Origin of the sequence: Maribacter sp. MJ134 (assembly GCF_003970695.1) — a bacterium.
GTDB lineage: Bacteria > Bacteroidota > Bacteroidia > Flavobacteriales > Flavobacteriaceae > Maribacter.
This window is the reverse complement of the sequence record NZ_CP034570.1, coordinates 60,572-74,607: the sequence shown is the minus strand read 5'-3', so window position 1 is coordinate 74,607 and position 14,036 is coordinate 60,572. Positions and strand designations below refer to the sequence as shown.

Annotated in this window: 13 protein-coding genes; 4 read left to right on the top strand and 9 right to left on the bottom strand. The window is 39.3% G+C overall.

Features of this window, described 5'->3' with window-relative positions; translation table 11 throughout:
* Positions 1-84: 84 nt before the first annotated feature.
* Positions 85-822: an MlaE family ABC transporter permease gene (locus EJ994_RS00350; RefSeq protein ID WP_099573607.1), complete on the top strand. Its 738-nt coding sequence runs from the start codon at positions 85-87 to the stop codon at positions 820-822.
* The gene (locus EJ994_RS00345; protein ID WP_126590708.1) at positions 822-1,589 is read left to right on the top strand and encodes an ABC transporter ATP-binding protein; all 768 of its coding nucleotides are present in this window, start codon (positions 822-824) and stop codon (positions 1,587-1,589) included. Before EJ994_RS00350 ends, EJ994_RS00345 begins: the two co-directional genes overlap by 1 nt.
* Here EJ994_RS00345 and EJ994_RS00340 read toward each other — a convergent pair.
* Genes EJ994_RS00340 through EJ994_RS00330 form a run of 3 tightly spaced genes read right to left on the bottom strand, consistent with a single transcriptional unit; the run spans position 1,586 to position 4,742 of the window.
* A complete protein-coding gene (locus EJ994_RS00340; RefSeq protein WP_126590707.1) occupies positions 1,586-3,055 on the bottom strand; it encodes a DUF389 domain-containing protein in 1,470 nt (489 codons plus the stop codon). The two genes, EJ994_RS00345 and EJ994_RS00340, sit on opposite strands and share 4 nt — an antisense overlap.
* A gap of 3 nt (positions 3,056-3,058) precedes the next feature.
* Complete coding sequence (locus EJ994_RS00335; protein ID WP_126590706.1) at positions 3,059-4,138, bottom strand: mannose-1-phosphate guanylyltransferase; 1,080 nt, start codon at positions 4,136-4,138, stop codon at positions 3,059-3,061.
* Between the two features lies 1 nt (position 4,139).
* The gene (locus tag EJ994_RS00330; RefSeq protein WP_099573611.1) at positions 4,140-4,742 is read right to left on the bottom strand and encodes a SprT-like domain-containing protein; all 603 of its coding nucleotides are present in this window, start codon (positions 4,740-4,742) and stop codon (positions 4,140-4,142) included.
* Between the two features lie 77 nt (positions 4,743-4,819).
* On the opposite strand from EJ994_RS00330, the gene EJ994_RS00325 reads away from it, so the two are divergent.
* Entirely contained in the window at positions 4,820-5,440 is a 621-nt protein-coding gene (locus tag EJ994_RS00325) for a peptidylprolyl isomerase (protein ID WP_126590705.1), read from the top strand.
* A gap of 1 nt (position 5,441) precedes the next feature.
* Here EJ994_RS00325 and EJ994_RS00320 read toward each other — a convergent pair whose 3' ends face one another.
* The 6 genes from EJ994_RS00320 to porV form a co-directional block, all read right to left on the bottom strand.
* Positions 5,442-6,122, bottom strand: a complete 681-nt coding sequence (locus EJ994_RS00320) for an SDR family oxidoreductase (protein ID WP_126590704.1) — start codon at positions 6,120-6,122, stop codon at positions 5,442-5,444.
* Complete coding sequence (locus EJ994_RS00315; protein ID WP_126590703.1) at positions 6,122-7,171, bottom strand: M28 family metallopeptidase; 1,050 nt, start codon at positions 7,169-7,171, stop codon at positions 6,122-6,124. The genes EJ994_RS00320 and EJ994_RS00315 overlap by 1 nt, the downstream gene beginning before the upstream one ends.
* 75 nt (positions 7,172-7,246) lie before the next feature.
* Entirely contained in the window at positions 7,247-8,878 is a 1,632-nt protein-coding gene (locus tag EJ994_RS00310) for a pyruvate dehydrogenase complex dihydrolipoamide acetyltransferase (protein WP_126590702.1), read from the bottom strand.
* Positions 8,879-8,882: 4 nt separating this feature from the next.
* The gene (gene pdhA / locus EJ994_RS00305; RefSeq protein WP_099573616.1) at positions 8,883-9,881 is read right to left on the bottom strand and encodes a pyruvate dehydrogenase (acetyl-transferring) E1 component subunit alpha; all 999 of its coding nucleotides are present in this window, start codon (positions 9,879-9,881) and stop codon (positions 8,883-8,885) included.
* A 281-nt stretch (positions 9,882-10,162) separates the two neighbouring features.
* A complete protein-coding gene (locus EJ994_RS00300; protein ID WP_126590701.1) occupies positions 10,163-10,651 on the bottom strand; it encodes a cytidine deaminase in 489 nt (162 codons plus the stop codon).
* Between the two features lie 136 nt (positions 10,652-10,787).
* Positions 10,788-11,936: a type IX secretion system outer membrane channel protein PorV gene (porV, locus tag EJ994_RS00295; protein WP_126590700.1), complete on the bottom strand. Its 1,149-nt coding sequence runs from the start codon at positions 11,934-11,936 to the stop codon at positions 10,788-10,790.
* A gap of 418 nt (positions 11,937-12,354) precedes the next feature.
* On the opposite strand from porV, the gene gldJ reads away from it, so the two are divergent.
* A complete protein-coding gene (gene gldJ, locus EJ994_RS00290) occupies positions 12,355-14,025 on the top strand; it encodes a gliding motility lipoprotein GldJ (RefSeq protein WP_126590699.1) in 1,671 nt (556 codons plus the stop codon).
* The last annotated feature ends 11 nt before the right edge of the window (positions 14,026-14,036 follow it).

Below are 14,036 nucleotides of genomic sequence, written 5' to 3'. Positions count from 1 at the left end.
ATAAAATCCTTCTTAAAAGTTTAATTGGAAGTTAAATGAAGTCCTTTATTCTTATTTTTACGTTAAGAAATATATTCTTAATATATGAACTACTTAGCGTCTATTGGCAGCTACTCAATTATGGTTCGGGAGGTTTTTAAAAAACCGACCAAATGGAGGATAATGAAATCGCTCATTTTAAAGGAAATAGACGAGCTCATATACGGCTCTTTGGGTATCATCGTTTTTATCTCTTTTTTCATCGGTGCGGTCGTTGCCATACAGACGGCCTTAAACCTTACCAATCCTATTATACCGAGAAGTCTTATAGGTTTTGCCACTAGGCAATCCGTTATCCTAGAGTTCGCGCCCACTTTCGTATCGATAATAATGGCCGGCAAAGTAGGTTCTTACATTACCTCGAGTATCGGTACCATGCGGGTAACGGAACAAATAGACGCGCTTGAAGTCATGGGTGTAAACTCATTGAATTATTTAGTCTTTCCTAAGATAATCGCCATGCTTTTCTATCCCTTTGCTATTGCCATTTCTATGTATGTGGGCATTTTTGGAGGATGGATAGCGGGTGTATTCGGTGGCTTTTTAACCAGTGCCGATTTTGTATCGGGGCTTCAGACAGATTTTGTCCCCTTTCACATTGCCTACGCTTTTGTAAAAACTTTAATCTTTGCCTTTGTCATAGCTACAATTCCGTCCTTTCATGGCTATTATATGAAAGGTGGAGCTTTAGAAGTGGGGAAGGCCAGCACCACTGCATTCGTGTGGACAAGTGTGGTGATCATTATCTTAAACTATTTATTAACGCAACTTCTCTTAGGCTAATGATAGAAGTGAATGACATACAGAAATCGTTTGGAGAAGCACATGTTCTTAAAGGAATATCCACAACTTTTGAAAATGGGAAAACCAATTTGGTCATCGGACAAAGTGGATCGGGAAAAACAGTTTTCTTAAAATGTCTTCTAGGTCTCTTTAGTCCTGAAGAAGGTTCCATTGTCTACGATGGCAGACAATACGCTAAACTAACCGAAGATGAAAAGAGAGATTTGCGCCAAGATATGGGTATGGTCTTCCAGGGCAGTGCACTTTTTGATAGTATGACGGTTGAAGGAAATGTAAAATTTCCTTTGGAAATGTTCACTAAACAGTCTGCCTCGGAAATGGAAGATCGCGTAAACACGGTATTAAAGAGAGTGAATTTAATTGATGCCCATCACAAATACCCATCTGAAATCTCCGGTGGAATGCAAAAACGTGTCGCCATTGCAAGGGCCATTGTTATGAACCCAAAGTATCTTTTCTGCGACGAACCTAACTCCGGACTAGATCCTAAAACGGCTATTTTAATTGACAACTTAATCAAAGAAATTACGGAAGAATACGATATTACCACAGTGATAAACACACATGATATGAATTCCGTGATGCAAATAGGGGAAAAGATATTATTTCTTAAAAATGGTCTTAAGGAATGGGAAGGCACTAAAAATGAAATATTTAAAACGGACAATGAAGCCGTAACGAATTTTGTGTACTCTTCCGATCTGTTCAAAAAAGTTCGCCAGATGTATATTGAAGAGCGAAACTAGTCACTAATAACTTCTTTTATCTTGATATTTTCATCTTTCAAACGAAGTTTAAGCCATTCGAAAAGTTTTTTTGCATCTTTTTCTGTTTGAAAACGCTTAGCTTCCTTTTTCCAAGTCACCTCAAAAACTGGTATGGTATCCGTCTTAGTAAAATCAGTAGAAATGAGGTAAGAATACCCTAGGCGGTATAAATTTTCGTAATTGGTCTTGGCCTCAAGACTTATCTCTGCAAATGGTATTTGACCTACCGCACTTTTATTTAGGCGCGTCAGCTCCGATTCCAACAGCGCTATTTTTTCGTCTTTACTCGATAATTGATTTTTTTGAGATTCGTAAAGTTCATTCACATATTTGAGTTCATTCGCCGCTCCACTTTTTGAGCCCTGAACTACGTTTAGCGCACTTCCCTTTAATTTAGGGTATTCGTTCATTTGGTTTTCCCAGGTAGCAATAATGTTATCCGGAATAGTCTCACTTCCCATAAAAACTATTTCAATGGAAGGGTCTAGGCCGTCATTAAATTCTATATCTGTAAAATCCTCTAAAAATCTACCCTCTCCGGAAAATTGATACAGCGCAATTTTTTCGTTTATAAAATTGTTTGCCTCTCTTCTAAAAAGTGATTCTTGAAATACACTGTAGAAGGTTATTCCCGCAGGTATCATTACGGCGACCGCCACTAAGGAAGCCAGTCTAGCAATGAGTCTACGCCTTTTAGAATTGACATAGCGCACCATTGGAAACCGCAACAACTTTATGATTAGAAAGGTAGCCAGGGCAATGAAAATCGTATTTATCGTAAATAAATACATAGCACCCATGGCATATTCCCAATTCCCGATAGCCAATCCAAACCCCACGGTACAAAGTGGAGGCATCAACGCGGTAGCAATGGCCACACCGAATATAACACTTGCGATAGTTCCTTTTTTAGCTCTGGCGATAACTAGGGCCAGACCACCAAAGAAAGCGATTAAAACATCCCTTATATCTGGTGCGGTTCTTGCCAATAACTCGGATGATTCATTTCGAAGCGGAAAAAACTTAAAGAAAAGAAAAGCGGTTAAAACACTTAGTATAACCATTACCGCAAAATTCTTAAGAGAACGCTTTAAAGTATCAATATCGTTTATGCCAATAGACAAGCCAATTCCTAAGATAGGGCCCATTAATGGCGAAATAAGCATCGCACCAATGACAACAGCGGTAGAGTTCGCGTTTAACCCGATAGAGGCTATAAAAATAGAACAGATAAGAATCCAAGACGTGTGCCCTTTGAAAGGAATGTCTGCAATAATAGCTTCCTTGGTGGCATCCTGATCCGTGTTAGTTCGTATATCCAACAGCTCGGATAAAAACCTTTTTACACTACCCGCTAAACCCTTCAGGTCTTTTTTTACCTCCTCACCACTTTCTTGAGGTTTCTCTGTAGGGGTGATATTATCTTGATTTAAACCTTGACTCATATCTTATGCATGTTCGCTTCCAAACTTGTCCTTGACCTTCGTCAGGACTTTTTTAATGTCTTGCTCCTTCGATTTTGGATAGATTAAAAGTACTTCTTCCTTATCAACTATAATATAATCTTTTAAGCCATCTACGACTACAATTTTATCTTTCGCCGCACGTATCATATTTCCTGAGGCATCCTCGGCCAAAACTTTGGCGTTTACTACTGCGTTACCGTCGGAGTCCTTATCCAGCTTATCGAACAATGAACCCCAAGTGCCCAAATCGTTCCAATCAAAGGTTGCTGCTAAAACATATATGGAGCTACTATGCTCCAAAATAGCATAATCAATTGAAATATTTTCGGCCTTTGGGTAATTTTCTGCTATAAACCCACGCTCTTTCTCTGTGTTGTAATATGCAAAACCTGACTCAAATAACTGGTATTGCTGGGGCTGATAGGCCTCAAAAGCTCCCACAATGGTTTTTACACTCCACATAAATATACCACCGTTCCACAAAAAATTACCTTGTGCCAAGAAATCCTTGGCGGTTTCGTAATCCGGTTTTTCCCTAAATTGATTTACCTTTTTTATTTGATTATCGTCTGATTTATTATACTCTATATATCCAAAACCCGTGTTGGGAAAAGTGGGTTTAATCCCCAAAGTACATAACACATCCTCCCTTTCACATTTTTGAAAGCAAGCGGTAACATCTTCTGCAAATGCTTGTTCATCTTCAATCCAATGATCACTCGGGGCCACTATCATAACCCCATCGGGATTCATCTTCTTAATTTTAAGTGCTGCATAAAGAATACACGGTGCCGTATTTCTCATTGCGGGCTCTAGAACTACTTGCTCCTGTTTTACCTTGGGTAATTGTTCCAACACTAAATCATTATATCTTTCATTGGTCAATATCAAAATATTCTCTGTTGGAACAAACTTGTTTAAGCGTTCAAATGTTTTTTGTATCAAGGTTTTACCCGTACCCAACATGTCATGAAATTGCTTTGGATATTCACCAGTGCTTATTGGCCAAAATCTTGACCCTACTCCACCTGCCATCAAAACCGCATAATAATTTTTATTCATCTTAATTACGTATTAATTCTACTTCTGCATTGGGCTGAAAAAGGTACATTTTACCAGATTCCACCTCAATACATTCATATCGCTTTACTCTTCTATTCCCTTTTTTAAAAAGCTTGCCATTGTACATTCTGAAAATGCTTCCTAAAGGCAATTCAAAAACGTAGGATTTTTCGGATTGTTGCGCATCATAGGTTTTTAAAGCTATTGACAATCTGGCATCAGTGCTGCTGCTTGCCTTTGGATTTCTAAAATGTGAAGCTAAAAGGGGCAAAAGCATGGATGGGAATATTTCTGGCCGTATAAAGGGAAGCATCAGATGTTGAAAAGTTTTTTTCCATTCCAAACCATGAGGTTTTATGCGCCTTCCAAATTTCTCAAACGCCACCAGATGGGCAATTTCATGAACAAGTGTAATCAGAAACCGATATTTATTCAGTGTTGCATTTACGGTAATTTGATGCTGGCCGTCCGCTGTTCTTCTATAATCGCCATGCCTAGTAACCCGTTCATTCACTATTTTTAAATGAACATTATTTACTCGTATAAGCTCCATGCAAGAAGGCACTGCTCTTTCGGGTAAATATTTCATGAGAACATTATCCATCACAACAAAAATACCTGAAAAAATACTATTGGTTTATTTTAAATAAGTAATATCTTCAAAATCATAAGATTCTTGTTATGAAGAAGTACTTAATAGCCATAGTAACACTAATTATTGTGAGCTGTTCCCCTAAAATATTCTCTAAAAAATGGACTACAGAAATAGCTCCTAAAAATTTTACGGTAGCATTTAATACCTCAAAAGGAGACTTTGATGTGATGATAACAAGGTCCTTATCTCCTAAAGCCGCAGATAGGTTCTATCAACTTGTTAAACATCGTTATTTTGATAATCAACTTTTTTATCGTGTCAATCCTGGTTTCGTAGCACAGTTTGGAAGCACGGACAGCGTAAATTACAATTATTGGAACAGTGTAAAAGTTCCTGATGAAAAAGTGATTCTGGGAAACTCAAAAGGCACGATAAGTTTTGGTAGAGGCGGACCAGAAACAAGAACTACAGATCTTTATATTAATTTAAGTGACAATCATCGCCTAGATACTATTATATACAATAACGTTAAAGGTTTTCCTGCTTTTGGAAAAGTTGTGAATGGTATGGACGTCGTTGAAAGCCTACATTCTGGCTATGCAGACACCACGATGGATACTCTAGACTTGATGTATACTGATAGAAAATCTTTTTTAGCATTATTTCCAAAACTAGACACCATACATAAAGCCTATGTGAAGCTATAGATTAAGGTGTACTACTACTCACTTGCAATAGCTTACCGTTGTACAATTTATTACCGGTCAGCGCAAAATCCTTAATATACCCCGCCATTTCCAAAGCGGTTATTGGTGCCTCATATCCAGGGAAAGCCTCCTCTAACATTTCTGTTTGTACCGCACCCAAAGCAAGCACATTGAAGGATGGACCAGCCTCCTTGAATTCTTCCGCCCATAGCTCCGTCATCGTGATCACTGCCGCTTTGCTTGAGCTATACGCGGAAAGACCTGGGAATTTCATGCTTCCTTGAACCCCACCCATAGAACTGATAGTAACAACATGGGCATTTTTGTCCATAAACGGTATGACCAATTTAGTTATGGCGGCCACACCAAAGACATTTACATCATAAACGGCTTTGAATTCTTCTTTACTGGTTTCTAGAAAAGGTTTGTTCAAAAGCGCTCCCGCATTATTTATCAACACATCAACCCTCTTCCAATTCTCGTTCAAAAAACGCTCTAATTTTACTAGGTCCGTATCGCTTGCAATGTCAAAAGGAAAGGTATGAATATTCTTTATACCCAAGCTTTTAATCGGATTTTCGTTTCGAGATAAGGCCAACACTTCATGGCCTTCTTTGGCAAATAATTGTGCTAGTTCAAAACCGATACCTCTACTTGCTCCTGTAACTATAATTTTGGCCATTAGTTATATTTTATTTCTTTAACAGGTGCATTCGATATTCCTTCAACAACAGGTATCATCCTATTCACCACGCGCGCCATATGCTCAAAGTCCATTAGATCAAGCTCATCGCCAACCTTGTGATAATATTCAAAATTGGTAAAATCGAAACTACTAAAGGTTTGTGACGGCACATTAAAAGCCTTATGAAACGCATAGTTATCCGATCGCTTGAACAAATTAAAGGCCTTAGCTTTTGGCAAAAACCCTGTCAATTTTTCTTTGGCATATATATTACTTACTTCCGATAAATTTGAGAGTTCATAACCGGTCAGGTATAACAAATGATCTTTATTGACCATTGGCACGCCGACCATTTCAAAATTGAGCATCGTATAAAGCGTAATATCTTCACCTTTCAGCTTTTCAGCTAAATGTTTGGAACCAAGTAGTCCTTTTTCTTCAGCACTAAATAGCGCAAATATAATACTCCTCTTATTTGATTTTGTTTCACCAAAATACCTAGCCAGCTCTAGTACAACACTAGTTCCGGAGGCATTGTCGTTTGCTCCGTTAGCAATAGCATCACCATTATCGCTACCCATGATACCTATATGATCATAGTGGGCACCAATAATTATAAATTCCTCTTTTAGTTGTGGGTCGGTGCCTTCCAAATAACCTACCACATTAGAAGTTGGTTTCTCAAAATTACTCAGTGTATCCCTATACGTTTTAAAATAGGGCGATACATCGTTATTTTTAAAAATACCCGCTATAAAATCAGCAGCTTTTTCTATACCCATACTTCCAGAATCTCTGCCCTCTAAATCATCTGATGCCAAAAAGGCCATGAGACCTTCCATTTTTTCTGCCGATGTAAAGGACATTTGAGTGGTCGCATTTAAGGCTGACCCCTTTACTACCATTGGTTTCTCTTCTTTACCAATTGCTCCCACCAAAGCACCAGTGGCTTCATTGGTAGTATTCATCGTGTTACTGGCGTTTCTGTTCTGAGCACCACATGCCATTAGCAAGAGTGTTTGAGCTAAAATGATCAGTCTTTTCATTTTTCCACTTTATTTTAAAGATAAAAAGCATCCCGAAAAGAGGATGCTTTTTTACTGTTTTATTTAAAATTTGGCTTATGCCAACATCGTTACCGGGTTTTCAACGAAATATCTCAGGGTCTGTAAAAATTGGGCTCCGACTGCCCCATCTACCGTCCTATGGTCACACGCAAGTGTCAGTTTCATGGTATTACCCACAACAATTTCTCCATTTTTAACTACCGGTTTTTCTACAATAGCACCGACTGAAAGTATGGCTGAGTTAGGTTGATTGATGATAGAAGTAAACTCCAATATACCGAACATCCCTAAATTAGATACCGTAAAGGTACTACCCTCCATCTCCGATGGTGCAATCTTTTTGGTCCTAGCCTTACCGGCCAAATCCTTAACGGCAGCACCTATTTGTGTAAGACCTAATTGGTCCGCAAACTTAACTACCGGCACAACTAGACCTTCGTCTACGGCAACCGCAACACCCATATGTATATGTTTGTTATAGCGCGTAGTATCTCCGTTCCAGGAAGTATTTACTTGTGGGTGCTTTCTTAAAGCCATCGCACAAGCTTTCAATACCATATCATTAAATGAAACCTTAGTATCTGGCAGACTGTTTATTTGTGCTCTAGAAGCCTTTGCATTGTCCATATCTACCTCTATGGTAAGATAAAAGTGTGGTGCAGTGAATTTTGACTGTCCCAATACTTTCGCAATTACCTTGCGCATCGAAGAATTCTTAACTTCCTCCGAACCTTCCTCGCCTACGGGCAAGCTGATAGGTGCTAGGCTCGGCGCAGCTTCTTGTTTCTGTTGAGCAGCAGGGGCAGCGGTAGCCTGTGATGGTTGGTAATTCTCGATATCTTTTTTAACAATTCTTCCGTTATCCCCAGAACCGGAAACAGCAGCCAAATCTATTCCTTTGTCCTCGGCTATTTTCTTTGCTAAAGGCGATGCAAAAATTCGCTTACCATCTGCAACAGCTACTTTTTCCGTACTTGCATCGGCCTGAACTTTTTCTTTTGACTCCTCCTTTTTTGTTTCTGTTGCTGTAGTTTCAGATTTTGCGGTTGCAGGTTTAGCATTTAAAACGGCATCTACATCCGTTCCTTCAGGCCCGATTACGGCCAACACCGCATCCACTGGAGATGATTCTCCTTCTTGGATTCCTACATAGAGCAGCGTACCGGAGTAAAATGACTCGAACTCCATTGTAGCCTTATCGGTTTCTATCTCAGCTAAGATATCGCCCTCTTCAACCGTGTCACCGACCTTTTTTAACCATGCAGCAACCGTACCTTCTTCCATGGTATCGCTTAAACGTGGCATTTTAACCACCTCAACACCTTCTGGAATTTCAGTAGTCTCCGGAGCAGCAGCCTCAGTCTTCGCCGCTGGTTCAGGGGTTTCCGACTCTTCCTTCTCTGCTTCGGGCGCGGTATTACCATTAAGCAAACCGGAAATATCCTCTCCTTCTTCACCAATAATGGCCAATAACGAATCTACTGGAGCCGTGTCGCCTTCAGCTATGCCGATGTGCAATAGTGTTCCTTCATTAAAGGACTCAAACTCCATCGTAGCCTTATCGGTTTCTATCTCGGCTAATATATCTCCTTCTTCAACCTTATCCCCCACATTTTTCAACCATGTGGCAACGGTACCCTCTTCCATGGTATCGCTTAATCTGGGCATATTTACAACTATAGCCATTTACTTATAATTTATGTTGAACAAATGGAAAATCTTCTTGTTCGTAAACCATATCATACAATTGGCTTACTGGTGGATAATCTGATTCCTCCGCAAATTTCTCACATTCAGAAACTAAAGCTTTCACCTTTTTGTCAATGCTCTTTATTTCATCATCAGTAGCATACTTTTTCTCTTTGATGACATCCAATACTTGAGTAATCGGGTCTATCTTTTTATACTCCGCTACTTCATCTTTAGTTCTATAATGCTGTGCATCGGACATAGAATGACCTCTATACCTATACGTCTTCATTTCTAGAAAAGTTGGTCCACCACCAGACCTTGCCCGCTCAATTGCCTTACTCATTTCCTGAGCAACCGTAACAGGGTTCATTCCGTCAACAGGACCACAGGGCATTTCATACCCTAATCCAAGTTTCCATATATCTGTGGAATAGGATGTTCTTGCTACCGAGGTACCCATGGCATAACCGTTATTCTCACATACAAAAACCACAGGTAGTTGCCAAAGCATAGCTAAGTTGAACGTCTCATGAAGCGACCCCTGTCTAACGGCACCATCACCCATGTAGCAGAGTGTTACCGCATCACTACCATTATATTTATCTCCAAAGGCCATCCCGGCACCTAAGGGAATCTGACCCCCTACAATACCATGACCTCCGTGGAATCTATGTTCTTTTGAAAAGATGTGCATGGAACCTCCCATACCTTTTGAAGTTCCGGTAACTTTACCATAAAGCTCCGCCATTACTTTCCTTGGGTCAACTCCCATTCCAATGGGTTGAACATGATTTCTATAGGCGGTAATCATCCTATCCTTCGTTAAATCCATAGCATGCAAAGCTCCTGCTAAGACTGCTTCTTGGCCGTTGTACAGGTGAAGAAATCCTCTTACCTTTTGTTGTATATACACAGCAGCAAGTTTGTCCTCGAATTTTCTCCAGAAAAGCATTTCCTCATACCATTTCAAATACGTCTCCTTGGTAATTTTTTCCATCAATCTATTATCTAAATTAATATTTACTCGATAATCGAGATTAAAAATGCTCCGAGGCTAACCTCGAAACCACGTGTTATTTTCTATTAGAATACCTTATGGGCTCGTCCCTGAGGTATTTTATTTTTCGGGCCACAGAGCAAAGGCTCTTATCTATGCCGAAAGAAAACAAAAATACACATATTAATGAATGGATAAAAAAAATAGAAACAAAAGGAGAAAGAAATTATAGGCTTAACAAAAATTATGTGCTGCGTGTGTTTTAGCAACTAAAATCACGCTTATTTTAAGAAGGTGCTATTAAATCCCAATGGAAGTATGTCCGCAACGGAATTGCACTGAATTATCTTGCCTACTTCACCCATCAATAAAAGCTTTATAGGTTCTTTTTGTTTAAACTCGTACTCAAGAATAGCCTGTCTACAATTGCCGCATGGTGCTGCCGGAGTTGCAACTTCATAATTTTTGGATGCCGCTGTAATCGCTATTGTTTTTATTTTAACTCCAGAAAACTGAGCTCCGGCATAAAACACGGCTACTCTTTCCGCGCAAAGACCGGAAGGATAGGAGGCATTTTCTTGATTATTTCCAGTTACAACTTCCCTATTTTCCAATAATACCGCCGCCCCAACATTAAATCTAGAATAGGGTGCATAAGCATTTTCTCTAGCACCAATAGACTGCATCATTAAAGACCTATCCAATTCATTTAGTTCCTCTAGAGAATCATAAATGGTAATGTCAAAACTCAAACTCTTTTCTAAAGGCATCTAAAATGGGTATAAAACAATACGGAGTTACTTATCAAAAATAAGGTATTCTCAAAAATAAGAACCACTTCCAAAGGGTTAAAAATCAAAAAACCTGCCGTGTAGCAGGTTTTTGATACTATATTTTTAGTGCTACTTAATCATTATAAAATTCCTCTCCTAAACTAAACGTAAGTGAAAAACGCAATGTGTTTTCTAGAGGATTTCTAACTTGAGAAGTGGAGAAAAGATAGGATAAATCTATCTGGGCCGCCTTGAACTTGAAGCCAGCTCCTAACGTAAAGAACTTTCTAGAACCCTTTTCCTCGCTTTCGTTGAAATAACCCGTACGCACCATGAAGGCGTCTTGATAGGAATATTCTGCACCAAGTGCCCAAGTGAATTCTTTTAACTCCTCACTAAAACCATCTGGTGCATCGGAGAAAGAACCTAGTATACCACTAAAACCACTTTCGTTTTGATAAATGTCATTATCCTCAGAATCTATATCGCCATCGTTATCAAAATCTTGAGGTGTTGGAACCAACAATTTACTGAATTCGGTGGTTAGGCCTATAACATTGTCTTGATCTAGGATAAAATCAAAGCCTAATCCCGCTCTTAAATTAGTTGGCAGAAAATTTTCCTGTCCACCTTCGTCATATTGAATCTTGCCCCCAACATTGGAAATATTGAAACCAGCCCTCCATCGACCATCAAAATTATTATAGGCGACTTCTCTGGACCTGTAAAAACCAGCTACATCAACAGCAAAAGAACTAGCCGCTTGCGAATCTTCTGTTCCATTTTGAGGCAATCTTAAGTTAGACCTTATATATCTACCCGCAACGGCCATCGAAAAAGTCGGGCTTAATTTAAGGGAATAAGAACCATCTAAAGCAAGCTCGTTAGGTTTCGCCAGGGTTCCCGGGTCATTTGCAAATTGCCGGAGTTCTATCTCTCCCAACGTGAAGTACCTAAGACTTACCGCAAATGCACTTTTTTCATCTAACTTATTATAAACACTGGCATTAAGTAAAGAAATATCCGTTATTATACTTTCTAAATAAGGTGTATAACTCAAACCAATACCTGTTTTCCGTTCTGCAAAAGCGAATTTTGCCGGGTTCCATTGTTGGGAAAAGGCATCTGTGGAAGTGGCCACACCCATGTCACCCATTCCTGCGGAACGTGCATCTGCTGCAATAGTCAAAAATGGTACTGCGGTAGTTATCACTCTCTGGTCTTCCTGTGCCACTGATTTTATAATAAAAGCCAGCATGAAGAATATTGAAATCTTTCTCATTTAATTTATTGTTGATTTAGGAATAAAATATAGCGTGTTACTTTTAGGGTGATATGATGTATTTTACATGTAAACGACCGTTTTACAATAATCTTGTATGAAGCCGTTACTATTTTTAGCGCTCTACATCTAAAAAAGATAGAGCTAACTGGAAAATTCCCTAACACTGACCGCTTTGGGCTACGTATCCATTAAAAGAAAACAAAATACCCATACTATAATAGTTTTTGCCACGTTATGACTGTTAGTAATGCTGTTTATTGCATTATTTACTAGTTATGGCTAAAAAAAAAATAGCCAACAAAATATTATGATGAAAACATCGTTTTAAACAGCGAAAGTGACATCAAATTAATCAAAACCCAATACACAAATTCGCCAAAAGTTAGTTTGTGAAGATTGAACTCAAGTCCTAATTATGAAAAAACAGTTTACAAAGTTTGTACTCTCATTAACCGTTATAGCGGGAGGTTTTACAGTAACCAGCTGTTCTAAATCCTCATCTTCCTCTAAAAATACGTCTAGAGCTACAGGTTGGAAAATCAATGCTAAGGAAGGCGGCTTCCAATATAATACCGATTTTAAGGAGCAAGAAACCGCTCCTGGATTAGTATTTGTCGAAGGCGGAACTTTTACTAAAGGTAAAGTACAAGATGACGTTATGCATGACTGGAACAACACGCCCACCGCACAGCACGTACAATCTTTCTACATGGATGAAACAGAGGTGACCAATGTTATGTACCTAGAGTATTTAGATTACTTGAAAAGTGTTTATCCTCCGGAAAATCCTAAGTATACCAATATTTACAAAGGAGCCTTGCCAGATACCTTGGTTTGGAGAAACAGACTAGGTTTTAACGAGACGATGACCAATAACTACTTAAGACACCCTGCTTACGCAGAATATCCCGTTGTAGGTGTAAATTGGATACAAGCCACACAATTTGCAGAATGGAGAACTGACCGTGTTAACGAAGTAATGTTAGAGAGAGAAGGTTATTTATCCGAGGATGCTAAATACCAAGCCGCCAGCGGTGAAGTAGCCGGTACTTTTAGCACGGAAGCATACCTGAACAGACCAGAATCTGTTTATAACGGACAGATAGATTCTCTACAGGGTAAAAAGAAAAAGGACAGTGTTTCTACTTTTGCCAAAAGAAGTAGTGGTGTTATTATGCCGGAGTACAGATTACCAACGGAAACGGAATGGGAATATGCTGCTCAAGCTCAAGTGGGATCAAGGGAATATAACAACTATAGAGGTAGAAAAAAATATCCTTGGGAAGGTGACTATACCAGAAACGGACAACGTGTAGGTAGAGGAGACCAATTAGCAAACTTTAAGCAAGGAAAAGGAGACTACGGCGGAATTGCCGGTTGGTCTGATGATGGTGCGGACATCACAGCTCAGGTTATGTCCTACAAGCCTAATGACCTAGGTCTTTATGACATGGCAGGTAACGTAGCTGAATGGGTAGCTGATGTATACAGACCAATAGTTGATGACGAGGTGAGTGATTTTAACTACTACAGAGGTAACATTTACATGAAAAGTGCTATTGGAGAGGACGGTAAGGTAAACATCCTCAGAGATTCTGTGCTTTACGACACGCTTCCTAATGGTAAGGTCGTGGCAGTAAACCTACCCGGTGAAATTAAGCAGGTACCTGTAGATGAAAACGAAACTTACCTAAGAACTAACTTCTCCTCTAGTGACAACAGAGGTTATAGAGACGGTGACCCAGGTTCATCTAGATTCTTCGATAGATTCAGCGATGAAGATGAGGAAAGCGATAAGGCAAGTATGTACAATTCTCCCCAACATAAAGTTGAGAGAGATGAAGACGGGAAAATTACAAGACAGTACGATCAATCCAATACTAGAACTTCTTTGATTAACGATGAGGTAAGAGTATACAAAGGAGGTTCTTGGAGAGATAGAGCTTATTGGTTAGATCCTGCGCAAAGAAGATATATGCCACAATATATGGCCACGGATTATATCGGGTTTAGATGTGCAATGTCTAGAGTTGGATCAAAGTCTAAAACAAAAAATAAGACCGTAAGAGGTAAGAAAGCAAAATAATTTCGCTTATC

What these genes read in the sequence shown, in the direction of transcription:
- EJ994_RS00325 (WP_126590705.1), top strand. Translation starts at nt 4,820, where the DNA reads ATGAAGAAGTACTTAATAGCCATAGTAACACTAATTATTGTGAGCTGT.
- EJ994_RS00310 (WP_126590702.1), bottom strand. Translation starts at nt 8,878, where the DNA reads ATGGCTATAGTTGTAAATATGCCCAGATTAAGCGATACCATGGAAGAG.
- EJ994_RS00330 (WP_099573611.1), bottom strand. Translation starts at nt 4,742, where the DNA reads ATGGATAATGTTCTCATGAAATATTTACCCGAAAGAGCAGTGCCTTCT.
- pdhA (WP_099573616.1), bottom strand. Translation starts at nt 9,881, where the DNA reads ATGGAAAAAATTACCAAGGAGACGTATTTGAAATGGTATGAGGAAATG.
- EJ994_RS00320 (WP_126590704.1), bottom strand. Translation starts at nt 6,122, where the DNA reads ATGGCCAAAATTATAGTTACAGGAGCAAGTAGAGGTATCGGTTTTGAA.
- EJ994_RS00350 (WP_099573607.1), top strand. Translation starts at nt 85, where the DNA reads ATGAACTACTTAGCGTCTATTGGCAGCTACTCAATTATGGTTCGGGAG.
- porV (WP_126590700.1), bottom strand. Translation starts at nt 11,936, where the DNA reads ATGAGAAAGATTTCAATATTCTTCATGCTGGCTTTTATTATAAAATCA.
- EJ994_RS00345 (WP_126590708.1), top strand. Translation starts at nt 822, where the DNA reads ATGATAGAAGTGAATGACATACAGAAATCGTTTGGAGAAGCACATGTT.
- EJ994_RS00335 (WP_126590706.1), bottom strand. Translation starts at nt 4,138, where the DNA reads ATGAATAAAAATTATTATGCGGTTTTGATGGCAGGTGGAGTAGGGTCA.
- gldJ (WP_126590699.1), top strand. Translation starts at nt 12,355, where the DNA reads ATGAAAAAACAGTTTACAAAGTTTGTACTCTCATTAACCGTTATAGCG.
- EJ994_RS00340 (WP_126590707.1), bottom strand. Translation starts at nt 3,055, where the DNA reads ATGAGTCAAGGTTTAAATCAAGATAATATCACCCCTACAGAGAAACCT.
- EJ994_RS00300 (WP_126590701.1), bottom strand. Translation starts at nt 10,651, where the DNA reads ATGCCTTTAGAAAAGAGTTTGAGTTTTGACATTACCATTTATGATTCT.
- EJ994_RS00315 (WP_126590703.1), bottom strand. Translation starts at nt 7,171, where the DNA reads ATGAAAAGACTGATCATTTTAGCTCAAACACTCTTGCTAATGGCATGT.